The 23809-nt window shown below is 66.3% G+C and carries 20 protein-coding genes; 12 read left to right on the top strand and 8 right to left on the bottom strand.

The features are described 5' to 3' along the window. The gene (nusA, locus tag CFB24_RS06545) at positions 1-1602 is read right to left on the bottom strand and encodes a transcription termination factor NusA (RefSeq protein WP_088519784.1); all 1602 of its coding nucleotides are present in this window, start codon (positions 1600-1602) and stop codon (positions 1-3) included. Between the two features lie 18 nt (positions 1603-1620). Then, on the bottom strand, positions 1621-2412 hold the full coding sequence (gene rimP / locus CFB24_RS06540; protein WP_088519783.1) for a ribosome maturation factor RimP: 792 nt from the start codon (positions 2410-2412) through the stop codon (positions 1621-1623). Positions 2413-2672: 260 nt separating this feature from the next. Between rimP and CFB24_RS06535 the strand changes: the two genes are divergently transcribed. Beyond that, positions 2673-3278 (top strand): L,D-transpeptidase, encoded by a 606-nt coding sequence (locus CFB24_RS06535; protein WP_088519782.1) that lies wholly within the window; start codon positions 2673-2675, stop codon positions 3276-3278. Between the two features lie 10 nt (positions 3279-3288). On the opposite strand, the gene CFB24_RS06530 is transcribed toward CFB24_RS06535, so the two are convergent. From CFB24_RS06530 to CFB24_RS06520, 3 genes are all read right to left on the bottom strand, one after another. Continuing rightward, positions 3289-3492: a hypothetical protein gene (locus CFB24_RS06530; protein ID WP_104469611.1), complete on the bottom strand. Its 204-nt coding sequence runs from the start codon at positions 3490-3492 to the stop codon at positions 3289-3291. A gap of 90 nt (positions 3493-3582) precedes the next feature. Next, the gene (locus tag CFB24_RS06525; protein WP_158255121.1) at positions 3583-6147 is read right to left on the bottom strand and encodes a glycosyltransferase family 2 protein; all 2565 of its coding nucleotides are present in this window, start codon (positions 6145-6147) and stop codon (positions 3583-3585) included. A gap of 215 nt (positions 6148-6362) precedes the next feature. After that, a complete protein-coding gene (locus CFB24_RS06520; RefSeq protein ID WP_141098377.1) occupies positions 6363-6920 on the bottom strand; it encodes a GNAT family N-acetyltransferase in 558 nt (185 codons plus the stop codon). Positions 6921-7064: 144 nt separating this feature from the next. On the opposite strand from CFB24_RS06520, the gene CFB24_RS06515 reads away from it, so the two are divergent. Continuing rightward, positions 7065-8315: a glycosyltransferase family 2 protein gene (locus CFB24_RS06515; RefSeq protein ID WP_088519778.1), complete on the top strand. Its 1251-nt coding sequence runs from the start codon at positions 7065-7067 to the stop codon at positions 8313-8315. An 11-nt stretch (positions 8316-8326) separates the two neighbouring features. Here CFB24_RS06515 and CFB24_RS06510 read toward each other — a convergent pair whose 3' ends face one another. Continuing rightward, on the bottom strand, positions 8327-10147 hold the full coding sequence (locus tag CFB24_RS06510; RefSeq protein ID WP_088519777.1) for a hypothetical protein: 1821 nt from the start codon (positions 10145-10147) through the stop codon (positions 8327-8329). Between the two features lie 162 nt (positions 10148-10309). On the opposite strand from CFB24_RS06510, the gene CFB24_RS06505 reads away from it, so the two are divergent. The 9 genes from CFB24_RS06505 (at position 10310) to CFB24_RS06465 (ending at position 18742) form a co-directional block, all read left to right on the top strand. Next, positions 10310-11707 (top strand): hypothetical protein, encoded by a 1398-nt coding sequence (locus CFB24_RS06505; RefSeq protein WP_141098376.1) that lies wholly within the window; start codon positions 10310-10312, stop codon positions 11705-11707. A 126-nt stretch (positions 11708-11833) separates the two neighbouring features. Next, positions 11834-11998 (top strand): Flp family type IVb pilin, encoded by a 165-nt coding sequence (locus CFB24_RS06500; protein WP_088519775.1) that lies wholly within the window; start codon positions 11834-11836, stop codon positions 11996-11998. Between the two features lie 154 nt (positions 11999-12152). Continuing rightward, complete coding sequence (locus CFB24_RS06495) at positions 12153-12590, top strand: GtrA family protein (protein WP_088519774.1); 438 nt, start codon at positions 12153-12155, stop codon at positions 12588-12590. 79 nt (positions 12591-12669) lie between these two features. After that, complete coding sequence (locus CFB24_RS06490) at positions 12670-13473, top strand: glycosyltransferase family 2 protein (protein ID WP_088519773.1); 804 nt, start codon at positions 12670-12672, stop codon at positions 13471-13473. Positions 13474-13476: 3 nt separating this feature from the next. Continuing rightward, positions 13477-14478, top strand: coding sequence for a lysylphosphatidylglycerol synthase domain-containing protein (locus CFB24_RS06485; protein ID WP_088519772.1), 1002 nt, complete (start codon positions 13477-13479; stop codon positions 14476-14478). After that, on the top strand, positions 14463-15932 hold the full coding sequence (locus tag CFB24_RS06480) for a hypothetical protein (RefSeq protein WP_088519771.1): 1470 nt from the start codon (positions 14463-14465) through the stop codon (positions 15930-15932). The genes CFB24_RS06485 and CFB24_RS06480 overlap by 16 nt, the downstream gene beginning before the upstream one ends. Next, positions 15929-16348, top strand: coding sequence for an HAD family hydrolase (locus CFB24_RS06475; protein WP_206605432.1), 420 nt, complete (start codon positions 15929-15931; stop codon positions 16346-16348). Before CFB24_RS06480 ends, CFB24_RS06475 begins: the two co-directional genes overlap by 4 nt. Next, complete coding sequence (locus CFB24_RS06470; protein WP_088519769.1) at positions 16345-17106, top strand: glycosyltransferase family 2 protein; 762 nt, start codon at positions 16345-16347, stop codon at positions 17104-17106. The genes CFB24_RS06475 and CFB24_RS06470 overlap by 4 nt, the downstream gene beginning before the upstream one ends. Positions 17107-17137: 31 nt before the next feature. Further along, complete coding sequence (locus tag CFB24_RS06465) at positions 17138-18742, top strand: hypothetical protein (protein WP_088519768.1); 1605 nt, start codon at positions 17138-17140, stop codon at positions 18740-18742. A gap of 14 nt (positions 18743-18756) precedes the next feature. Here the strand turns inward: CFB24_RS06465 and CFB24_RS06460 are convergent, their stop codons facing one another. Further along, positions 18757-19830 (bottom strand): hydrogenase small subunit, encoded by a 1074-nt coding sequence (locus tag CFB24_RS06460; protein WP_088519767.1) that lies wholly within the window; start codon positions 19828-19830, stop codon positions 18757-18759. A 125-nt stretch (positions 19831-19955) separates the two neighbouring features. Here CFB24_RS06460 and CFB24_RS06455 point away from each other — a divergent pair, with 125 nt between their 5' ends. Next, positions 19956-21746, top strand: a complete 1791-nt coding sequence (locus tag CFB24_RS06455) for a nickel-dependent hydrogenase large subunit (RefSeq protein ID WP_088519766.1) — start codon at positions 19956-19958, stop codon at positions 21744-21746. 12 nt (positions 21747-21758) lie between these two features. Here the strand turns inward: CFB24_RS06455 and CFB24_RS06450 are convergent, their stop codons facing one another. Then, positions 21759-23690 (bottom strand): putative bifunctional diguanylate cyclase/phosphodiesterase, encoded by a 1932-nt coding sequence (locus tag CFB24_RS06450; protein ID WP_158255122.1) that lies wholly within the window; start codon positions 23688-23690, stop codon positions 21759-21761. Positions 23691-23809: the final 119 nt, after the last annotated feature.

The following is a 23809-nucleotide window of genomic DNA, read 5'->3' as shown; positions in this document are numbered from 1 at the left end:
TTACGCTTCCGCCTGGCTTTCGCCTTGCGTTAGCTCATTTTCCTCGGGCTGAATTTCCTCTTCAACCCAACCGGCCTTGACGCGCGCCCGCATGACGATGGCTTCGGCGTCGTCGCGGCTGACGTCGAGACCATCCAGGAAACCGAGTTCCTTCACGGTTTCGCCGTTGCGCTTTTCGGTCCAGCCCACGAGATCGTCCGTGGCGCAGCCGGCCAGATCCTCGATGGTCTTCACGTCGTTCTCGCCGAGCTTGACCATCATGGCCGTCGTGACGCCTTCGATCTCGCGCAACTCGTCGGCGACGCCCAATTCCTGGCGGCGGGCGTCCAGTTCGGCCTCGATGCGCGCGAGATAGTCGCGGGCGCGGTTCTGGATTTCCTCGGCGAATTCGGAGTCGAAGCCCTCGATGTTGGCGACTTCCGTCGGCTCGACATAGGCGAGTTCCTCGACATTGCGGAACCCTTCGGAGGCGAGCAGCTGGGCCACCACCTCGTCCACGTCGAGCGCGTCCATGAAGGTCTGCGTGCGCTCGATGAACTCCTTCTGGCGCCGCTCGGATTCCTCGGCCTCGGTGAGAATGTCGATATCCCAGCCGGTGAGCTGCGAGGCGAGACGGACGTTCTGGCCGCGACGGCCGATGGCCAGCGACAATTGGTCGTCCGGCACCACCACTTCGATGCGGGCGGAATCCTCGTCGAGCACGACCTTGACCACTTCCGCCGGCTGCAGCGCATTGACGATGAAAGTGGCGGCGTCGATCGACCAGGGAATGATGTCGATCTTTTCGCCCTGCAATTCGTTGACCACCGCCTGCACGCGCGAGCCGCGCATGCCGACGCAGGCGCCGACGGGATCAATGGAGGAATCGCGCGAGGTCACCGCGATTTTCGCGCGCGAACCGGGGTCGCGGGCCACGGATTTGACCTCGATCACGCCGTCGTAGATTTCCGGCACTTCCTGCGTGAACAGCTTGGCCATGAACTGAGGATGGGTGCGCGACAGGAAAATCTGCGGCCCGCGCTGCTCGCGGCGCACGTCGTAGACATAAGCGCGCACGCGGTCGCCGGGCCGGAACATTTCGCGCGGAATCATCTCGTCGCGGCGGATGATCGCCTCGGCGCGGCCGAGATCGACGATGACATTGCCATATTCGACGCGCTTGACCGCGCCGTTGATGATCTCGCCGATGCGGTCCTTGAATTCGTCATACTGGCGGTCGCGCTCGGCCTCGCGCACTTTCTGCACGATCACCTGCTTGGCCGATTGCGCGGCGATGCGGCCGAAATCCAGCGGCGGCAACTGCTCGGAAATCCAGTCGCCGACTTCGGCGGCCGGATTGCGCTTGCGGGCCGAAGCCAGCGAAATCTGCGTGGCGTCGTTCTCGACCTGATCGACCACCAGCATCAGCCGCGAAAAGCGGGTTTCGCCGGTGCGCGGGTCGATCTCGACGCGGATCTCGGTCTCCTGGCCGTAGCGCGAGCGCGCCGCCTTGGCCATCGCCTCCTCCATCGACGCGAGCACGATGCCGCGATCGATGGACTTGTCGCGCGCGACCGCGTCGGCGATCTGCAAGAGTTCGAGCCTGTTGGCGCTGACGGCCATGGGTATTCTCCTGTTGGATCAGTCTTTCGCTGAATTCTTCGGGCGCGGCGCGCCGCCGCCCTTCTTGAATTGCGCCCGCACGCCGGCGGGAAGTAAGGGTTTGGCCTTGCTGGCTTTGGCTCCGGCGAAACGGCCGGGGCCGCGCGCCGGCTTCTCCGCCGCCTCCGGCGAGGTGTCCTCGCCTTCTTCCTCTCCGCGCGTCGCGCCGCCGCCCTGGGCCGCTTCCTTGGCGGCGCGCAACGACTCGCGGATGAGGGATTCCGTCAGGATCAGCTTGGCTTCGTCGAGATCGCCCAGGCGCAAGCGCGGCGTCTTGTCCTCGTCGGGGCCGGCGTCGTCCCGCGCCAAGATTAATATGGCGTCTTTACCTTCGCCTTCAATGTCTTGGATCAAACCGCGGAAGCGCTTGCGGCCGCTTTCGTGCGGGCGGGCGAGTTCGACGCGCGCCTCCATGCCCTGCGAGCGGCGGAAATCCGAGACGCGCACCAGCGGGCGGTCGATTCCGGCGGAGGAGATCTCCAGGCGGTGCGCCTGGGAAATCATGTCCTCGACGTCGAGCACCGGCGACAGCGCGTCGTGAATTTGCTCGCATTCGTCGATGGTGAGGGTTCCATCGGGGCGCTCGGCCATGATCTGAACGATCATGCCCTGTCCGGCCATGACCTTCACCCGCACCAGGCGAAAGTTCATAGACGCCAGCACGCGATTCGCCACATGGGCGATGCGGGCGGCGAGACCGCTCTCTTCCACGAGGCGGGGCTCGTCGAGCGGGGCCGCAAAAGTCCTGTCCGGTTGCGTCGTGTCGTTCAAATGGATCCAGCCGAGTAAAACAAAAAAGAGCGGGTCCCGTTGGGCCCCACTCCCGCATGGCCCGAGGGCCTTGACGAAGATGTTGACTGCGTCAGCGTATACCGCAAAGGCGTTCGCCGCGCAAGACGCGATTGTCGCCCCGGCGCAACAGCGGTGCGAAAAACCTTCGGCGGCGCGGCAAGGAAATTGTTCGGTAAGGGACGCGCGGTTAAGGTTACGCCCATCCGGTTCTCCTGTTTTCGCAGCGATTGGGGCTCACCATGCGTGACGTGTTCTCAAGCTTTGTCTTCGCCACGGCCCTGGTCGCCGCTCCCGCCGCCTGCGAGGCGCGGGTGCAGATCACCGTCGATCTCTCGAGCCAGACGATGAACGTGGTGGCGTCCGGCGGCTCCTATGCCTGGCCGATTTCGTCGGCGCGCGACGGCTTTGTCACGCCGCGCGGAACTTATGGCGTCCAGAGCCTGGAAACCATGCATTACTCGAAAAAGTACCACAATTCGCCGATGCCGCATTCGATCTTCTTCAATGGCGGCTTCGCGATTCACGGCACTTACGATCTGGCCAATCTGGGCCGGCCGGCCTCGCATGGCTGCGTGCGCGTCTCCCCGGCCAACGCCGCCACGCTTTATTCGCTGGTGCAGCGCGAAGGCGCGACCATCCGCATTATCGGCGACGCGTCCAACGCTGCTTACGCCCGCGCGGTCGAGCCGGAGGAGGCGGCGCCGAGTGCGGTATCGGCGCGGCCGCAGCGGGTCGCCTCGGCGGCGCCGACCGACAATCCGCTGGCGCTGATCTTCGGCTTCGGCGCCGATCCGGCCCCGGCCGCGCAGCCTGCGCAACCGGTTCGCACGCGGGCGCACAGGTAGGGTCTGGCGTTCAGCCGGCGCGGCTCAGTTTCAGCAGATCGAAAATTTGCTCGGGCGTCTCCACCACTTCCAGCGTGGATTCGTCATCGACGCCGGTGGGCAGCCAGATCAGCGAGCACTTGTTGCCGCGTTGCACGGTCAACGCATTGGCCATGTTCACGAAAATCGGCTCGCCGTTGTCCCGGTCGGTCAGCTTGATCCATTCCGAAGCCATTGGCGCGCTTCCTTTCCGCATCGGCCTTGCAGTAAGGCAAACGCGCGGTGGGTCAAGAGCGAAAACAGCGGGGCGCGCCGCGCCCTTGCGTCAGCATCGGAGCCTCGGCTTGAGCTCGCGGCGGAACCAGGCGTCGATCGCCCGGCAGGCCTCCGCCTCGCCGAGCATGGGGTCCAGCGCGAGATTGCGCGAGGCCTCGTCCATGCGCGACGCCGGGGAAAACACGCCGCCGGACCAGTCGAAATAGGCGACGGGGAGCGACGTCGCCACCGCCAGCCGCTCCAGCAGGCCGAATCCGTTGCTTCGGTTCGCCAGAACCAGCGCGCCAATGTCCATCAGGTCGATCAGCCGGTCCCATTCCTCCTCGGCGATCGCGCCGGTGACATGGACGGTGAACGAGGCCATCAGCGCCAGCGCGTTAAAACTGTCGCCACACAGCACGATGGGCGAAAACAGCGCGATGTCGCGGCTGTGGCGCGCGAGGCCGGCGACAAGGCTGTCGGTTTCGGCGGAGGCGAACGGGGCGAGGACGCCCAGCCTAAGGCGGCGCTTCGGTTTGCGGACCCAGCGTGCGCACGCGGGCGCCGCCGCCGAGGCGAAACGCGCCCCGGGGAAGCTTTGCAGCGCCCAGGCGGCCGAGAGCAGGCACATGCTGTCTTCGATCAGCACGCGATCGACCCGGCGCAGGGCCATCGGCCAAGGATCGTCGTCGCACAGCGCGGGCGCGTCCGCCGCCGCTGCGAGCGCGCTCTCGCTGACCACCAAGGCCGGCGCGTCGCGGCGCGGGTCGCCGAGCGCGGGATCGGTGACCAGCAGATCTTTCGGGCTGTCGATCCCCGCGAATTCGCGCAGCACGGCCGCCGGCGCCACGACAGGATCGACGAAAATACATTTTCGGACGCGCAAGCGCTGGAGAAAGGCGGCGAGCGACCCGCTCCCGTTGCGCCCCGCCTCGAATTCGAGCGATTGCGGCGCTGCGCCGGAGAGGTCGCGCACCGACATTTTCTCGGAATGGCGTGACGGCTCCCAGGAAATCTGCAGCACGCGGTCGCCGTCCTGCGTCAGTCCGCGCGAGGTCAGGTCCTGCAACCGGTCGATCCGCTGCGCCGGCGCGACCAGCAGCACCACCGGATCGGCGTAGCTGAGCCGCGCTTCGATCGACATGCGCGTCGGCCGCAGCGGGTCGGCGCGGACGAAGGCGTCCAGCCGTGCGGGATAGTCGGGAAAGCGGGATTTCAGCAGCGTGAAATTGCGCAGCGCCAGTTCGCGCTTCTTGTCCTTGAACGAACGCGACCCTTCATGGCCGACGAACACGCCGGTCGCCACGACATGGCGCCAGCCCGCTTGCGCCAGCCGCAAACAATAATCGACATCTTCGAAATAGCCGCGGGCATAGGCCAGGTTGAACCGGGGCGCCTGCGCGCGGGCGGCGGCCTTGACGAACAGGCAAAAGCCGACCCCGCTGGGAATGTCCACCGCGCTCGCGCCAAACATGTCGCTGGCGATCGCGTCCAGCTCGTCGATCCGCCCGACGTCCGGCATCGGATTGGAGGCGCCCGGCACGGGGAAACTGGCGAATTCCGCATTATTGGTCAGCGGGATCGCCGTCGCGATGTCGGGCGCGGAATAGGCCGCTTGCGCCAGCCGCCGCAGCGCGCCGCGCGTCAGATAGACGTCGGCGTTGAGCAGAACGACGTCGCCGTCCGGGCAAAAGGCCAGCGCCTTGTTGACCGAAGCCGCATAGCCGAGATTGCGCTCGTTCACGATCAGCCGCGTGTCGGCTCTCTCGCCATGCTCGCGCGCCAGCCGCGAGATCGCCGGATTGGGCGAGGCGTCGTCCACCAGCACAACCCGAAGCTCCGCGTCGGCCGCGCATTCCCGATAGAGCGCGCGCAGGCAAAGTTTGGTGGCGGCGAAATCCTCGTAGAGCGGGACGACGATGGTCAGGGTTCGCGACGGGGCGGGGGCGCGGGGCGCGACGGGCGACGGGCGCGCGTTCGCCGCCCGGCTTTTTCCGTCGGCGACCAGGTGAATCGTCGCTTCCCGCTCCTGTTCCCGCTCATGCGCGCGCAGGCGGATCGCGCAGGATTCGCCGAGCGGCGCCGCGATGTCGATGCGGGCCGCGGCGCCGAGCGGGCGGGCCAGCGGTTCGCGCGGATCGGGGGCGAGCGCGCGTTCGACATGGCCCAGCGCCGAATCGGCGGTCAGGCTCAGCGGACCGCCGCTCCAGGCGGCCCATCCGAGAATCCGCGCGCCGTCGTAATGCAGGTCGGCCACGATGCGCTCGCCGGTTTCCCCGAGCGCCGCCAGCGCCGCGAGGCGCGCCGCCTCCTTGGCGCGGGGGTTGCGGACAATGCTCCAGGCGGCCTCCGTCTTGTCGACCGACAGCCCGCGCCGCAGGATTTCAAAATTAACGTCCGCGTCGGTCGGATCGGCTTCGGAGGCTTGCCGCAAATCCATGTCGGCGTCGGCCATCCGCCCCAGCCGCCGCGACGCCAGCGAGCGCAGCAGCAGCGCGGCCGCATTGGGATCGAGCCGGCAGCGCCGGTCGGACAACATGAACGCGGCGGTGAAATCGCGCGCGCGCAAGGCGCGGGCGGCCAGAGCGAGCAGCGCGTCGGCATGCCGGTCGGGGTCATGGAGCGCGCTTGTCATTTCGTCAAATATCCAGGTCATGGCAAACGACAAACAATGCAGCCGGAAGCGGCTTTCTTAACGTCACCGGAAAATCCGCCATTCGCGCAACGCGGGTCAACGCCGAACGTTACAATCTACGCGATTGCAGAAAATAAATATTCTCGACGTTTCTTCCGTCGAAAGCATTGTTGACGTTAACAGCTACGGAAATGTGTCGGCGCCGGCGCCCGGACTCAAGGGGAGGGCGGAAGCGCTTTCTCCATCATCGCAAGGTCAACGCCCTCGACGAGCGCCGCGCTGAGGCCGTCCTCCAACGGCAACGGCAGGCGTTCGCCGGTCAGGCGGTAGCCGCGGCGCTGGTAATAGGCGATCAGCTCGCTGCGCAGCCCGATCACCGCCATGGTCATGCGGGCGGCGCTCCAGAGACGCCGCGCGGTGGTTTCCGCTTCCTGCAACAGGCGCCGCCCCAGGCCGCGCCCCTGCAAGCCCGGCCGGATGACGAACATGCCGAGATAGCCGACGCCTTCCGCCGCTTTGCGCAGCTGCGCCGAACCGATCAGGGCGTCGTCCTCAAAGCACAGCAGGAACAGCGTGTCCGGCGCCGCCATTTCGCGCGCCAGCCCGGCCTCGTCGATGCGACGGCCTTCCAGAAGGTCGGCCTCGGTGGTCCAGCCGCCCCTGCTGGACTCGCCGCGATAGGCGGAATTGATCAGGGCGGTCATGGCGGGAATGTCGGCGGCTTCGGCGGCGCGGAAGGCGAGGGGGGCGGCGGAGGAGGTGCGCGCGGCCATGAAGCGGAAGTCTCGCAAGAACGAATCGGGAGCCTGGACGATCTTGTAGGCGCGCGCGGCGCGTGACGCCAGCAACGCTTGGTTTAGGGAAAATAAATGACCTTGCGTCCATCATGCGCGCCAATTCTTCTGGATCCCGCCAAAATGCTGGACATTCGCGCCGTCGATTCCGTTGACGCCTCTCCCGACGTCTCCCTCGTCATGCCCTGCCTGAACGAGGCGCGCAGCCTGCCGCATTGCCTCGCCAACGCCCGCGAGGCGCTGGAATTGCTGCGCGCCCGGCTCGGCCTGACCGGCGAGATCGTGGTCGCCGACAATGGATCCGCCGACGGCAGTCAGCTGATCGCCCGCGCCGGCGGCGCCCGCGTGGTCGATGCGCCGCGCCGGGGCTATGGCGCGGCCTTGATCGCGGGGTTTGAAGGAGCGTCGGGACGCTATCTGGTGATGGGCGATTGCGACGGCTCCTATGATTTTCGCGAAGCGGTCGATCTGGTCGCGCTGTTGCGCGACGGCGCCGATCTCGCCATGGGCTCGCGCTTCAAGGGCGGCATCGCGCCCGGCGCCATGCCCTGGAAAAACCGCCATATCGGCAATCCCATCCTCACCGGCATTCTCAATCTTTTCTTCCGCGCGCGGGTGTCGGACGCGCATTGCGGGCTGCGCGCGCTGACCAAGGATTGCTTCCACCGCCTGGGCCTGAGCGGGTCGGGCATGGAATTCGCCAGCGAGATGATCATCAAGGCGGCGTTGAAGGGCGAGAAGATCGCCGAGGCGCCCGTCACTTTGTCGCGCGACATTCGCGACCGTCCGCCGCACTTGCGGCCCTGGCGCGACGGCTGGCGGCATTTGCGCTATCTGCTGATGTTGAGCCCGGCCTGGGCCTTCGCCGCGCCCGCCGCGCTGGCGCTGGGCGCCGCGCTGTTCATCTTCGCCATGAGCCTGTCGGCCTGGGCCGGCGGTCATTGGGAGGAGAGCTTTTTCGGCAATTACTGGGCGATCCTCGCGGGGTCGCTGCTTGGTCTCGCCCATACCGGCGGACTGCTCGCCGCCGCCACCCATCTCTACGGCGTGCGCGCCGGCTATCGCCGCGCCGTGCCCGCCGACGGCTTTCTGGCGCGGTGGATTTCGCTGGAAAGCATGCTGATCGCGGGCGGGGTGGCGTTTCTCGCCGGCGCCGGGCTGCTGTCGGGCGTGCTCGCTTACTGGTCCGGGCACAATTTCAGCGGCATCCGCAACGTGTTGCCGGCCGTGCTCGGCGCGACCCTGATGGTGATCGGCGCGCAGAACGCCATGGGCGGTTTTTTGCTGGCGATCGGCGCCGGCCATGAAGCGGACTTTTTGAAGCCGGCCCAGCCCGAGCAGCCGTCCGCCGAGACGATCAAAAAGGCGGCCTGATCTCGGGCGCCTCAGTCGCTCGGAGGCAGCAGACGGTAGAGCCGCACCGGGGCGTCCTTGGGCGAAACTTCGCGCAGCCAGCCGGGGATTTCGCCCTGTTCGATCCGCGCGGCGAGGCCGGTTGGCGACAGCGCGCGCAGCGAGGCGGCGTCGGCGGGTGTCGCCCAGCACAGCAGCACGTAATCGACCCCGGCCTTGCGCGCCAGACTCTCGGCCAAAGCCGGCTCCGCCCGCAAAATGTTCAGCGCGGCGAGATTGCCCGCATTGTTGCGATGATAGGGCGCGGCCAGCGCGCGCATCGGGCTATGGGCCAGAATATAGGAGCCGGGCGAGATCGGCCCCGCCACCAGGCCGGGCTTGTGATCGTTCAGAAAGGCGTAATTGGCGGAGTCGAGGCAGGGGTCGGGACGCCGCCAGGCCAGGTCCGGCGAGGCCAGCACGTCCGGCGACGGCTCGAGATCGGGCAAGGCCAGCGCCACGCCGAAGGACGATCCGGCCAGCAGAACCGCGCTCGCGGCGACGCCGCCGAGGATTTTTCCGCGCGGCGCCAGAGCGTGGAAAATCGCGGCGACCGGCGCCAGCAGGCCGAGCGCCGCCAAAGGCGCCAGCGACGAGAAAATCCGCAGGCAGGCGCAGGCGGCGGCGAAACCCAACGCCAGCAGCGCCGCCAGCAGCAGCCAGCGCGCCCGCGCGACGCCGCGCCCGGCGACGGCGCCGAACAGGGCGCCCGCGAGGCCAATCAGCGTGGGAACCGCCATCAGCACGGCGGCGCCGGGCGCGATGACGAAATTCTGCGCCAGAGTCTGGTTTTCGCCGATATGGTCCATCCAGAAGCTTTTCAGCGTCGGATCGACGTCGGCATAGGGCGGCCGCAGGCAGTCCGGCCACAACATGGCCACCGGCGCCAGCGCCGCCGCGCCGACGAGGACCAGCAGCCCAGCGCGGGCGGCGCGCGGCAGACCGCCCGCCAGCGACAGCGCGCCATAGCCCAATGCGCCGATCAGGGCAGGGGTCAGCCAGGGCGCTGACAAGGCGTCGCAGGCGGGGGTTAGCCAGCGGCTTGGCCCCACCGTCAGCAGGAAAACGGCGATCTGGGCGAGGGCGAGGCCGCCGCCGAACGCCCGCAAAAGGCCGCGCGCCTCCGCGCCGCGCGCCAGGAACGCGAGGCCCGGCGCCGCCGCCAGCACCGCGAAAAACGGCAGGTTTTCGAGGCCGACGCCCAGCGACAGCGCGACGCAGCCGCCCGACAGCGCGCCCCAGCGCGCTTCCGCCGGATCGAAGGCGCGGGCCATGGCGGCGGCGGCGAACAGCAGCAGCGTGATCTGAACCGAATGGTGGTCGATGCGGCCGGGCGGAAATTGCCAGAACATCACGCCGCAGCAGAACAGGGCGGCGACGCCGAACAGGCGCAGGCCGGCGCCGGCGAAGGCGCGGGCCGCAAACCCGCCTCCGGCGAACAGGACGCCCAGGCCCAGGGTGGGAAAGGCGATCCGCGCCGCGCGCTCGGCTTGGTCGGGGGCGAGAAACAGGCCGAACAGTTTCAGCAGCGCGACCAGGGGAATGTCCACGATCCGCGACCAGTGCAGGATCGAGCCTTGCGGCGGAGCGAGGCGATATTGGGTCAGGTCGTACCAGCCCTGGCCGGCGATCAGGTCGCGCGCCTGAACCATGCGCATGGCGTCGTCGGTGTCGAAAAAGCCGCCGCCGGTCCACACCTCCATCAGCCGCCCCTGCTGGAAGACAAGCGACAGAGCGACGGCGCCGAGAACGGCGAGGACGAAGGGCAGGGTCTGCGGCGCGGCGGCGGCGCGGGGCGAGGCGAACGGCGACATGCGCAAGTCTTGCCCGCAAATTCTTAACAACAAATCCGGTCTGAATTGGGCGAGGCGGCGCGGGACGCTGCGTGCGGCAAAGGTTTTAACGCTTGTGGCCTAGTTTAAGCTGGCGCGGCCTGTCGGAAACGTCCTGCGCGTCGCCGCGACGAGGTCTCGCCCATGGGGATGGAAGTCAATTCGGGAACGCCGCGCGGCGCCGCGCCGCGGCATGAAGCCACGCTGTTCGCCCTGGGGCTGGCCATTCCTTTTCTGATTTTGAGCCTCGTCAATGTCTATCATGCCGAGGACGTCAGGGTGTTCGTGGATTGGGCGGCGTGTTGGCGCACCGACGCGCAGCGCGTTTACAGCCTGTGTCCCAGCGCCAACTATCCTTTCGTGGGCGTCGCCGCCAGCGGCGGCGCGATCGCCGCGCTTAAGCAGGCATTTTCTCTCGGCGATGTCGAGGAAATCGCCCGGTATTATCGCCTGATTCTCGCCGGTTTCGACGCGGCCAATTTCGCGCTGCTGGTCCTGATCGGCCGCGCGCTGCGCCTGCGGCATGCGGGCGCCCTCGCCCTCGCCCTCGTCATCGAGGTTCTGCCCTCGACCTGGGCGGGCGGCGCCGTCTGGGGGCAGATCGACACGATTTCCCAGTTCTTCCTGCTCGTCAGCCTCCATGGCCTGATGCGGGCTTACCAACTGGCCGGCGCGCCGCAGCCGCGGCGGGCGGCGCACGGGTTTTTCCTGCTGGGCTTGAGCGCGCTGGCCCTGTGCGCCCTCACCAAGCAACTGGCGATTTTTTCGATTGTCGCCACGGCGCCGCTCATTCTGGCGGCGTTGTGGCGCTTCGCCGGGTCCCGGCGCGGTCTGTGGCTCGGGTTCGGCTGCATGGCGCTGGCGGGCGGCCTTTTCCTGTTTCTGGACCGGCAGGCGGAGGTTCCCGGCTATTTCGGCTCCAGCTTCCTCTATGTCTGGCTGGGCGGCGGCAGTCATCACGGCCGCATCATCGCCGGCAACGGTTTTAATCTCTGGGTGTTGCTCGGCCGCGATATGGCGTCGTCCTCCGACGCTCCCTTTTGGACGCCGACCCTGTTCGGCCGCGCGTTCGGCCTGACGCCGCGCATCGCCGGATTCGCGCTTTACGGTCTGGCCGTTCTGGCGCTGGCGGCGCCGCTGCTGCGTTTTTTGCGCGGCGCCTTCTCCAGAGCCGCAGGGGAGGGCGACGCCCGGTTTCTGGCCGGTTGCCTTCTGGCCGTGGCGATGATGAATCTTGGCTTCAATGTGTTTCTCACCGGCACGCACGAGCGCTATCTCTATCACTTCTATTCTTTCGCGCTGCTGGCGCTGGCCGGTCTGGCGCCCCGCGCTGTGCGGGCGCCGCTGATCGGCCTGTTGCTCGCATCCGGGACGCTCTACGGCCTGTTCGTCCTCTCCGTGATCCGCGATCTGCCCGGCGTTCTCGCCGTCTGGATCCGGCCCGAGCCTCTGGCGGGGCTGCATGCGCTGCTGCTGCTGACCCTGTCCGCGCTGATCCTGCGCCTGGGCGCGGCGCGCGGCCCGTCGGGGTCTGCGTATTAAAATCCAAAAAAATCATAGGTTTCGGAACTTCGTATTCCGTTACGTAAAGGAAATAGCAAGGGTTGAGCCGTTATCAACCTCCCCGGCGGAGGGACGCTCCGATCTTCCGCAGCAAGAGAGACTGTCATGATCCGTCAGATCAAAAATTTCCTTCGCGACGAATCCGGCGCCACCGCCATTGAATACGGCCTGATCGCCGCGCTGATTTCGGTTGTGGCCATCGCGACCTTCACCACGGTCGGCACGAAGCTCAACGGCAAGTTCGTCGCGGTGTCCAACGGCCTCAACTGATCGCCGGCCGCACGACGCTCCCGGCGCGAGAGCCGCTCCCGCGCCGCAGATCCCGTTTCATGCCGGCCTTGCGCGCGCGGCCCATTGTTCCGCAGTCGCGGCGGTGCTATCGGCTGGCGGGCAACGCCTCGAACGGGAGCTTGGACGGCGCATCATGCGGCTGCATCGTTTCGCAATCATTTCCGGCGTTGGCTGGCTGATCGACCTGCTGGTGATGACCCTGCTGGTGTCGGCCGGGGTTTCGGTCTTCGCCGCCAACCTGGCCAGTGCGGGACTGGCGATCAGCTTCGTCTTCTTCGCCGCGCAGAACCGGGTTTTCATCGACAATGGCCGGTTTCTGTTCGCCAAATTCGCGGCCTATTTCCTCTATCAGGCGATAGCGGTTCCCGTCGCCTCGATCTTGATCCAGAAACTCGCGCTGGTTCTGCTCGCCGCCGCCCCGGACGGCCTGTTCGCGCTTGTCCACATTCCCGACGGCCAGCGCCTGACGGTCGTTTCGGTCGTCGCCAAGATGGCGATCACCCCGCTGACGCTCTACAGCAACTTCTTGTTCATGGGCTGGCTGGTGGAGCGGCGCGTCTCGCTGCTTTAACGCTTGAGCAGCGCAATTTTGCGAGACAAAGCCGGGCGCGTTGGGTAAAACCGCCGTCAATATTCGACGAGTTCGCGGTATGGCCGACAAAATCCTGATCTTCATTCCGATGTATAATTGCGCGCGACAGATCGGGCGCGTGCTCGAACAACTGAAACACCCTGATGTCGCGCAGGTTTTTCATGGCGTCATCTGCGTCGACAACCAGTCGCCGGATGATACGCTGGAGGTCGCCGCCGCCGCCATGGAGGGCGTTCCGCTGCCTTATCGCGCCATTTTCCGCAACAATGGCAATTACGGGCTCGGCGGCTCGCACAAGGTGGCGATCGATTTCGCGCTGGCGCGGGGCTATTCGCATCTGGTGGTGCTGCATGGCGACGACCAGGGTTCGATCGCCGATCTCACGCCGCGGATCGCCGCCGGCGCGCATCATGGGCTCGACTGCCTGCTTGGCGCCCGCTTCATGCCGGGGTCAAGGCTTGAAGGCTATTCGGCGCTGCGAACCGCCGCCAACCAGATTTTCAACGGCGTTTTCTCGATTGTTTCGGGGCAAAGGCTGTACGATCTCGGCTCGGGCCTCAATCTTTACCGCGTCGAGATCTTTCGCGACGGCTTCCATCGCCGCTTCCGCGACGACCTGACGTTCAACTATTTCCTGATCCTCGCCTGCTGCCAAAAGCAGTTCCGCCAACAATTCTTCCCGCTGACCTGGCGCGAGGACGATCAGATCTCCAACGCCAAGCTGTTTCGTCAGGGCCTGCGCATGCTGAAACTGCTGGCGCAACGCATTTTCGATCCGAACGGGTTTCTGGCGGCCGAGCATCGCGCCGTCGCCATCGAAAGCTATTCGTCGCAAACCGTTCGGGAATGGACCGGAGCCTAGCCCATGAGCGCAAGGGCGGGACGCTTTTTGTCCGGTCGCGACGCGGCCGCCGGGATCAAGGCGGCCTTCGCCGTCGCCGGGCTGGCGCTGGCGGGGCTGTTCGCGCTGTCCGCCCATGACTGGGTTCAGACCTCCGCCGCCCAGCTCCCGGATTGGAGCTGGCTGCTGGCCGCCGGCGCCTGCTACCTGCTCTCCCATCTGCTGCGCGCGCTGCGGCTGGCGATGATCGGCGCCGGAATCGCGCCGCTGCGGCTGCGCCAGTTGCTGGCGCTGCATTTTCACGCCGCGCCCGCCTCAATCGTCCTGCCGTTCAAGCTCGGCGACGCCTATCTGATCGGCGCCCTGGCGCTGCTTTCGGGCGATCCCGGCAAGGCCGTGCTGATCGCGCTGGCGCAGCGCATTTTCGACGCCATAGCGCTGATCGTGTTCGCCCTGGGCCTGAGCGCCTTCGGCGTCGGTTTTCCCGAAACCTTCCGGCTCACGCTCACCGTGCTGGCGCTGGTGATCGGCGCCGGCTTCGCGCTGGTTTTCATCGCCCGTCCCGGCCTGCTGGCGTTGCAGGACTATATTTTCACCCATCATCTGTCCCGCGAGGCGCGGGTGGCGCTGCGGCTGATCTGCTCGCTGCGCCAGGCCGTCGAGCTCGCCCGCGACAGCGCGGTTCGCAACTTCGCCGCTTTGCTCGCCTTTTCGCTCGGCGTCTGGCTGGCGGAGGCCGCGACCGTGGCCTGCCTGATTCCCGCGCTCACGCCGCTGACTCTCGGCGACGAATTCGTGCGCATCTTGGCGTTCCAGAATGGCCTGCCGTCGAACGCCTATGGCGCGGTGGCGCTGGCGGTGCTCGCGCTGTGCTGGCCGGTCGCCAGTTTTCGGCTCGTCCGCCTGTTGCGCCGGCCGAACGGGGCGCAGGACGCGGCGCCCGGCCGTCTCGCCTTCGCCAACCGGTCGCAACCGCGCCGCATCCGCCTTCACATGTTCCGCAGGTCGATATGTTCGCCAGATTGACCGTCGTTTACGACGACCGCCCGCCGCTGCCCCGAGAGATCGAGGAAATTGTCGGCGCGGGCCGATTTTCCGCCATTCTGCGGCGGCGCGTCAGTTTCGGGGAACTGATCCGCGACGAGATTTTGAAGGGCGGCTGCGAGGATTTCTATCACCTCACCGACGATCTCGACGCCAATTTCCTCGCCGGCATGATCCAGAATGCGGCGCCGGGCGCGATTTTCCTGCGCCTGCCCTCGTGCCAGATGCCCACCCGCGCCGGCAAGCTGGCCGATCTCGTGGCGCAGGCGATCTATGCGCCGGGGTCGCGGCTGCTGGCGGAGCCGGCCCATGGCGAGGCCCCGGCGCTGCTGGAGACCGGCGACCTGCTGCCGCTGCTGTCGCCCTATAATGCGCAGGTGATGCGCGAGCATTTTCTCAGCCCGGCGCTGTCGGGCCGGGTCAGCGGCAACCCTTGCGGTTTCGTCGATCTGCGCCGGCCCGAACAGTTTCTCGAATTCATGGCCGGCGCCACCGAGACGCGCGCCTTCAACAATGCGCGGATCAGCGGCTGGACGCTGCGCAAGAGTTCGTCAGACCGCGCGAAAATGCAGGCCGAGTACAGTTTCTTCCATGTCGCGCCGGAGTCGCTCAAGCCGTTCCTGCTGCCGACCTTCGGCTTCGAGGATGACGGGAAGGTCGCCTCCTACGCCATGGAGCGTCTGGCGGTGCCCGATTGCGCCATGCAATTCATCCATTTCGCCTTCGACGAAAGCGCCTTCGCCGATCTGGTCGATGGTTTCCTGAACTTCATCGCGGCCCGGCCGCTGCGTCCCGACGGCGTCGCCGCTGTCCGGGCGGTCGCCCGCGCGTCCATCCTCAACAAGATGGACGCGCGGCTGGAAAAGTTTCTCGGCTGCGACATGGGCCGGCGCGTCGACCGGATGCTGGCCGAGGCCGGCCCGCTCGGCGCCCTGTCGAAATTCGCCGCGCGCGGGCGCGAACTGGTGGCGGCGGCGATCGAGGCTGACGCGTCCGACAGCTTGGCCATCGGCCATGGCGACCCCTGCTTTTCCAACATTCTGTTCGACCGCCGCACGCGGTTGCTGCGCCTGATCGACCCGCGCGGCGCCCGCTCACGCGACGAAGCCTGGATGCATCCGCTTTACGATCTGGCCAAATTCAGCCATTCCGTGCTGGGCGGCTATGATTTCATCAACAACGACCTGTTCGATTGCGTGATCGACCGCTCGCTGTCCCTGCAACTGCTGTTGCAGTCGGGCGGCCCGCCGCGCTGGAGCCAGGAGATTTTCATGACGCGGCTGCAGGCGGCCGGCGTCGATCTGAAAATTGTCCGGGCCTATGAACTGTCGCTGTTTTTGTCCATGCTGCCGCTGCACATGGACCATCCGCAAAAACTGGTCGGCTTCGCGCTGACCGCATGCAAACTGATCTCCTGGTTGGAAGAACAGCCGTGATAGCCACGAAAAACATCCTGATCGTCGATGTCGACGGCACTTTGTGCCCGATCAAGTCGCGCGACCAGAGCTACGCCGATCTCACGCCGGAGCCGCGCATTGTCGAAAAGCTGCGCAAGCTGGCCGACCAGGGCTGGCGCATCGTGATCCAGACCGCCCGGGGCATGCGCACCTATGACGGCAACGCCGGGGAGATCGCCATCAATGTCGCGCCGGTGCTGCTCGACTGGCTGAAGCGCCACGACATTCCCTTCCACGAATTGCACGTGGCCAAGCCCTGGCCGGGCGCCAACGGATTCTACATCGACGACCGCGCCGTGCGGCCGCGCGAGTTCCTCGACAACACGTTCGAGGGGCTGGAGGAGATTTGCCGGCGCGACCGGCTGGCTGGCGAAGGCGAGATGCAGGACTCATGACCGGAACGATCGCCATCACCATGGCGGGCTTCGGCTCGCGCTTCGCCAACGCCGGCTACAAGGTCCCGAAATATCGGATCGAGGCTTTGGGACGGCCGCTGTTCGACTGGTCGATGCTGGCGCTGGAAGGTTTTCGCGCGGCGGGCTGGACCTTCGATTTCGCCGTGCGCGCCGAGGAAAACGCCGAGGATTTTATTCGCGGCCGCTGCGGCGACCTGAACATTCCGCTCGGGCGCCTGTTGAGCCTGCCCGCGCCGACCGACGGCCAGGCGACCACGGCGCTGCTGCTGGCCGAACAGGCGCCGCCCGAGGCGCCGTTCGCGGTGTTCAACATCGACACATTCGTGCGGCCGGGCGCCATGACCCCCGCCGCCATTCCGGCCTGCGACGGCTGGATTCCCTGTTTTCCCGGCGCCGGGGAGGGCTGGTCTTTCGTGCGGCTCGACGAGTCCGGCCTCGCGGTGGAATTGCGCGAGAAGAAGCGGATTTCCGAGCACGCCACCGTCGGGTTCTACTGGTTTTCCAGCGCGCGGCTCTATTGCGAGGCCTATCGGCGCTTTTTCGAGCGGGGCGGCGAGGAGAAGGGCGAACGCTACATCGCGCCCATGTACAATCAACTGATCGCGGACGGGCGCGCCTTGCGCATCCAGCGTCTCGCGCTTGACGACGTCGGCCAGTTGGGCACGCCCGCCCAGGTCGAGGATTTCATTCGCAACCCGCCGGTTTCCGCGCGCGCCATCGCCGCGCACGAAGGCTGAGGCGCGGGCGGCGAGCAGGGACGATTTTGCAATGACCAACCGGATTTATTACATTTTGCTCGCCCTGCTGGCGGTGGCGCGCTACGCTTTGTGCGGCGACACCGAAATCGTCGGCGCGCAATGGGACACCGAGGGCCTCGCCTCGCTGGCGCAAGCCGGCTATTGGCGCGACATGGGCGCGCTCTATCGTCCGCCGGTCGTTCCCCTGGTGGCGCATTGGTGCGCGGTGCTGGCCATTCCCTACCGTATGGCGCTGGAAGCCGGCCTGATCGGCGGCGGGATTTTCCTCGCCCTGCAGCTCAAGTCGCGGTTCAACGCCTGGGCGTCGCTGGCCGTTTTCGCCATCCTGCTGTTCAACCCCTATGCCATCCGGTCGTTCACGGAGTTTCAGCGCGAACCCTTCCTCTATGTCGAATATATCGCCCTGCTGGGCTGCGCCGTCCTGGTTTTGGACGCGCGGGAGACGTTGCGCAGACGGGGCGTCGCCGCCGCGTTGTTCGGCCTGTTTTCCGCCGGAATCATCCTGACCCGCGAGGGCGAGGAGGTGTTCGTCCTCGTCTTCGTCGCGGCCTTGCTGCTGTTCAGCCTGTTTCGGCGCGAGGACCGGCGCGACTGGCTGCGCAAGGCCGGCCTGCTGGCGGCGCCGACCGGACTGATCACGCTGACGCTGTGCGGCCTGACCGCGATGACCAACGACGCCAACTGGGGCGCGCCGTCCTACCGGGGCATGTTTCCGTATATCCGCGACTTCCTGACCGAAATTCATCACATCAAGGTGGACGATTCCGTGCGCTACGCCCCGGCGACGCGGAAAAGTTTCGCCGAGGCCGCGCGCGTCAGCAAGACCTTCGCCGAATTCGCGGGACCGGCCCTGGCCTTGGACGCCGACGCGCCGCCGCAAGTCCAGACTTTCCGCGAGCATTCGTCGCACTTCGTCCATCGGCTGGAAGTCGATCCCTCGCGCACCCTGTGGCTGGTCAATTATCTCGCCGTCGCCAAATATGGCGCGGATCCGCGCGTGCTGGTCGAGAAGTTGACGGCGGCGACGGCGGAAGTGCGCGCCGCGCTGGCGAGCGGCGAACTGCCCCGGACGGCCTTGCCGCTGCCCTATCCGTTCGACCCCAACCTGTCCAACTGGCTGCCCGGTCTGCCCGAGGAGTTGGGGTCCGTGCTGCATATGTTGGCGACGCCTTCGGCGGAGGAGGCCGGCGCGCGCATACTCGACGACTACCGCCCCGATCTGTTTGACGCCGCCCTGACGCGGCGCACCTATCTCGTCGGCCACCAGTTCAAGACCAGGAACGACGCGCTCCGCCAGGCGGTGGCGGCCAACTATCGCTATCTGATTGGGGCGATGGCGGCGCTCAGCTTCGCGCTCGGCTTGATCTTCGCCGTCGATCGCCGGGTCTGGGCCTTGACCCTGGGCTTGTTCAGCCTGATCGGCGCGCGTTTCGTCATCTATGGCGTCATGCTGGCGTCGGTCGCGCCGGTTCACCGCTATGTCGTCTTCATGTCGCCGCTCGCCGGCGTCCTGATCTGTCTTGGCTGCGCCGTCGCGGGATCGGGGCTGCGCTCGCTGCTCAAGTTGGGCGGGGCGCCGCAGGCGGAAGGCCCGGGCGCCGTCGCCCAGGCCTGACGCCCGTCGGTCGGCTATTTGTCCATCTTGAAGCGCGCCCGGCTGACCGCCGACACCGCCGCATGGGCGGCGACCGCCGTGCCGACGACGGCGGCCGAGGCGGCGCCGACGTCATAGGCGGTGGATTCGACATTGCCCATGGGGATGCGCGTCAGCCGCGAATAGAACGGCCCCTGGTCCCAGAAATCCGGTTCGGAACAGCCGATGCAGCCGTGGCCGGACTGGATCGGGAAGGACACGCCGTCGTTCCAGCGCACGGTCGAGCAGGCGTTGTACGTGGTCGGCCCCTTGCAACCCATCTTGTAGAGGCAGAAGCCTTTTTTGGCGAATTCGTCGTCCCATTCCTCGACGAACTGGCCCGCGTCGAAATGCGGGCGGCGGTAGCATTTGTCGTGGATGCGCTGCGAATAGAACATCAACGGACGGCCCTGCCGGTCGAGCGACGGCATCTTGCCGAATGTATTGATGAAGGTGATGACGCCGGTCATGACTTCCGCGATCGGCGGGCAGCCCGGCACCTTGATGATCGGCTTGTCGAAAATGACCTTGTCGATCGGCACCGCCTGGGTGGGATTGGGTTTTGCCGCTTGCACGCAGCCCCACGAGGCGCAGGCGCCCCAGGCGATCACCGCCATGGCGTCGGCCGCCATCATTTTCAGCTTCTGCACGAACGGACGCCCGCCGTCGATGCAGAACATGCCGCCTTCGTTGAGCGGCGGGTTGCCCTCCACCGCCAGAATATACTTGCCCTTATATTTCTCGCGGGCCTCCTGCAGGATCGCCTCGGCCTGATGCCCAGCCGCCGCCATCAGCGTGTCGTCGTAATCGAGCGAGATCATCGACAGCACCACATCCTTCACCAGCGGATGCGCCGAGCGAATAAAGCTTTCGGAACAGCAGGTGCATTCCAGGCCGTGCATCCAGATCACCGGCACGCGCGGGGTGGTCTCCAGCGCATGGGCGATCTCGGCGGCGCCGGTCGCGCCCAGCCCCATGCTGGCGGCGGTGAGCGAGCAGAATTTCGAGAAATTGCGCCGGGTGATCCCCTGGCGGCGCACCACGTCGTAAAAGCTTTCCGCCCCTGCCATACGGCCCTCTCCGTGGCGCGAACTGCGCCGATTGGGCACGCTAGGGGCGCAAGCTTGCACAAAACTGGCGGGCGACAGGCTTGGCGACAGCTTGGTTCTCTATTGAAAAGACAGGAGGACCACGAATGAGCGTTCAGACACCCAACGGATTCACACTCGACACATCCGGCAAGCGTATCGTGGTCGATCCGGTCACGCGCATCGAAGGCCATATGCGCGTCGAGGTGAACGTGGACTCGCAAAACGTGATCCGCAACGCCGTCTCCACCGGCACGATGTGGCGCGGCATCGAGGTGATCCTGAAAAACCGCGACCCCCGCGACGCCTGGGCGTTTACGGAACGCATCTGCGGCGTCTGCACGGGAACCCACGCGTTGACCTCGGTGCGCGCGGTTGAGGACGCGCTGGGCATAAAAATTCCGGAAAACGCCAATTCCATCCGCAACATGATGCAGTTGGCGCTGCAGGTGCACGACCATGTCGTGCATTTCTATCACCTGCATGCGCTCGATTGGGTGGATGTGATCTCGGCTTTGTCGGCCGATCCCAAGGCGACCTCGGCGCTGGCGCAGTCGATTTCGCCCTGGCCGCTGTCCTCGCCCGGCTATTTCAAGGACTTGCAGAGCCGGCTGAAAAAATTCGTCGAGAGCGGCCAGCTCGGCCCGTTCAAGAACGGCTATTGGGGCTCGGCCGCCTACAAGCTGCCGCCCGAGGCCAATCTGATGGCCGTCGCGCATTATATGGAGGCGCTCGATTTCCAGAAGGAGATCGTCAAGGTCCACACCATTTTCGGCGGCAAGAACCCGCATCCGAACTGGCTGGTCGGCGGCGTGCCCTGTCCGATCAATGTCGATGGCGTCGGCGGCGTCGGCGCGCTCAATATGGAGCGGCTGAACTATGTCGCCGAGATCATCGCGCGCATCATCCAGTTCAACGACGAAGTCTACGTGCCGGACATCGCGGCCATCGGCTCGTTCTACAAGGACTGGCTGTATGGCGGCGGCATTTCCAGTCAGAACGTGCTGGCTTATGGCGACATCCCCGAGCGCGCCAACGATTATTCGCCGGAAAACCTCGCGCTGCCGCGCGGCGCCATCATCAACGGCAAGCTGACGGAGATCCACGATGTCGATCTGCGCGATCCCCAGCAAATCCAGGAGTTTGTCACCCACAGCTGGTACAAGTACCCGGACGAGACCCAGGGCCTGCATCCCTGGGACGGCGTGACCGAGCCGCATTACGAACTCGGCCCGAACACCAAGGGCGACAAGCTCGCCATCGACAGCCTCGACGAGGGCGGCAAATACAGCTGGATCAAGTCGCCGCGCTGGAAGGGCCACGCCATGGAGCTTGGCCCGCTGTCGCGCTGGACCGTCGGCTACGCTCAGGGCAAGGCGGAGTTCAAGGAGCCGGTGGACAAGTTCCTCCGGGATCTCGGCCTGCCGTTCGAGGCCCTGTTCTCGACGATCGGCCGCACCGCCGCCCGCGCGCTGGAGAGCCAGTGGGCCGGTTATAAAATGCGCCATTTCTACGAAAAACTGATCGCCACCATCAAAGCGGGCGACAGCTCCACCGCCAATGTCGAGAAATGGGACCCGAAGACCTGGCCGGACGAGGTCAAGGGCGTGGGCTTCAGCGAGGCCCCACGCGGCGCGCTCGGCCACTGGGTCAAGATCAAGGCCGGCAAGATCGACAATTACCAGGCGGTGGTGCCCACCACCTGGAACGGCAGCCCGCGCGACCCCAAGGGAAACATCGGCGCCTTCGAGGCGTCGCTGATGAACACGCCCATGGTCAATCCCGAGCAGCCGCTGGAGATCCTGCGCACCATCCATTCGTTCGACCCCTGCCTCGCCTGCTCGACCCATGTGATGAGCGAGGACGGCCAGGAAATGGCGAATATTCGGGTGCGGTGACGAAAGGTCCGCTCATGCGGATCGCCGCGCCGCCTGTTCCCCGGCGAACAGGCGGCGCGTCGCTTCCGGCGGCAGCGGCTTGCTGAACAAAAAACCCTGGCCCTGGCTCGGGCCGAGACGGCGCAGCAGATCCTCCTCCTCCACCGTCTCGATGCCTTCGACCACGACGTCGAGCGCGAGGTCGGCGGCGATCTGCACCACCGCCTTCACGATCGAGGGCGAGGCGGCGCAGGACATCAGGCTCTCGGTGAACGTCCGGTCGATCTTCACCTTCGAGAACGGATAATCCTTGAGGTAGGACAGCGAGGAATAGCCGGCGCCGAAATCGTCGAGGGCGAATTTCACGCCGATCTCGACGAGGCGCTGGATGGCCCGGCGCGTCAGCGCGGAATCCTGCAGCAGCAGCGATTCGGTGATCTCGAGATGCAGCCGGTCGGGCCGCAGGCGCGAGGCCGCGAGCGCCTCCTGCACCGTCGTGATGAGCCGGTCTGGACGGACGAATTGCGCGGCGGAGATGTTGACGGCGACGGCCACATGCGCGGGCCATGTCGCTGCGGCGTGGCAGGCTTCTTTCAGGATATGCGCGCCGATTTCCTCGATCATCGCGCTCTTTTCGGCGATGGGAATGAACAGCGCCGGACTGATCAGGCCCTTGGCCGGATGGCGCCAGCGCACCAGCGCCTCGCAGGCGACCACCGAGCGGTCGCGGAGGTTATAGATCGGCTGAAAGAAGGCGACGAACTCGCCGCGGTCGATCGCCGCGCGCATGTCGCGCTCCAGCACGCGGCGCAGCTCCATCTCGGTGGCGAGGGCGGCGTCGAACCGCCGCCAGCAGCCGCCGCCCTGCGCCTTCGCCTCATAGAGCGCGATATCGGCCATGCGGAACAGCTCCTCGCGCGTCGCGCCATGGTCGGGGTAGAGCGCGACGCCGATGGTGACGGTGGTGCGGGTCGAAAGCGTTTCGGCCTCAAAGGGTTGGCTCAGGGAGTCCTGCACCTTGGCGCAGAGCGCGTCGATGGCGGCGGCGTCGGTCTGGTCGAGCTGCAACAGAAATTCATCGCCGCCGAAACGCGCGAGTCCGGCCGCGTGAGGCGCGAGCGCGGCGAGGCGGCGGCCCATTTCGCGGATCACCGCATCGCCGAAACTGTGGCCCAGCGTGTCGTTGATTTCCTTGAACCGGTCGAGATCGAGAAACAGGATGGCGAACGGCTTTTCGGGATGTTCGGCGATGGCGGCGTCGAGCCGGCTCGAGAAGGCGTGGCGGTTGGAAAGTTGCGTCAGCGCGTCGACGCGCGCGAGTTTCTCGGTTTCGAGCGTGGCGTGAAAGTGCTGGACGATATTGTCTTTCAGCGTGCGGGTCACGCGCACGTTGGAAATGATGACGCCGGACAGCAAGATCAGATAGACGGGCGTATGCGGCGGCGCGGTCCAGGCGTAGCTCAGAAGAAGCGGGACGATGCACGCCAGCAGTTGCGACAGGACAAGGTTCGGCCGGCCGGCGTTGCGCGCCGCAAAGCCCATGGCGTAGCCGATCGCCGCGCCCACGCCGAGGGCGTGGATGCCGAGCGACATCGGATAGAACAGGGTGCGGGCGCTGACCAGCCCGATGGCGATTCCGAACAGCAGCGACCAGGCGAAGAACCGGAGATCGTAAGACTCATGGTCGGCGCGCCGCATCGGGCGCGCGGCCCGCTCGTGATATTCTAAAATTAGCCGCATCCGGGCGAAACCGGAGATCATCAGCACGGCCAGCCCGACCAGGAACGCGCCGTCCCGCGTCATGCACCATGCGGCGGCGGCGACGCCCGCGCCCATCACATTGGCCGCCAGCATCGCCGCCGGCGAAGGAAACAGCGAGCGGACGAGATGCGCGTAAAGCTCATCGTCGCCGCGGGCGTCGTCGAGTCCGGCGAGCGTCCGCCCCCAGGCGCGCCATCCGGCCATTGACGGCCGGCGAAAGGAAGAACTGAACATCCATGCGCTCTGAATTGCGAGTACAATCCAGAGTTGCTCCCACGCGGCGCCGGAGGCAAGCGCGTTCCGCGCGATTGGTTTCCAAAGGG

The sequence above is a fragment of the Rhodoblastus acidophilus genome (assembly GCF_900187365.1).
Taxonomy (GTDB): Bacteria; Pseudomonadota; Alphaproteobacteria; order Rhizobiales; family Beijerinckiaceae; genus Rhodoblastus; species Rhodoblastus acidophilus.
Note: the sequence above shows the minus strand (reverse complement) of the source record. Positions and strands in the feature narration are given on the sequence as shown.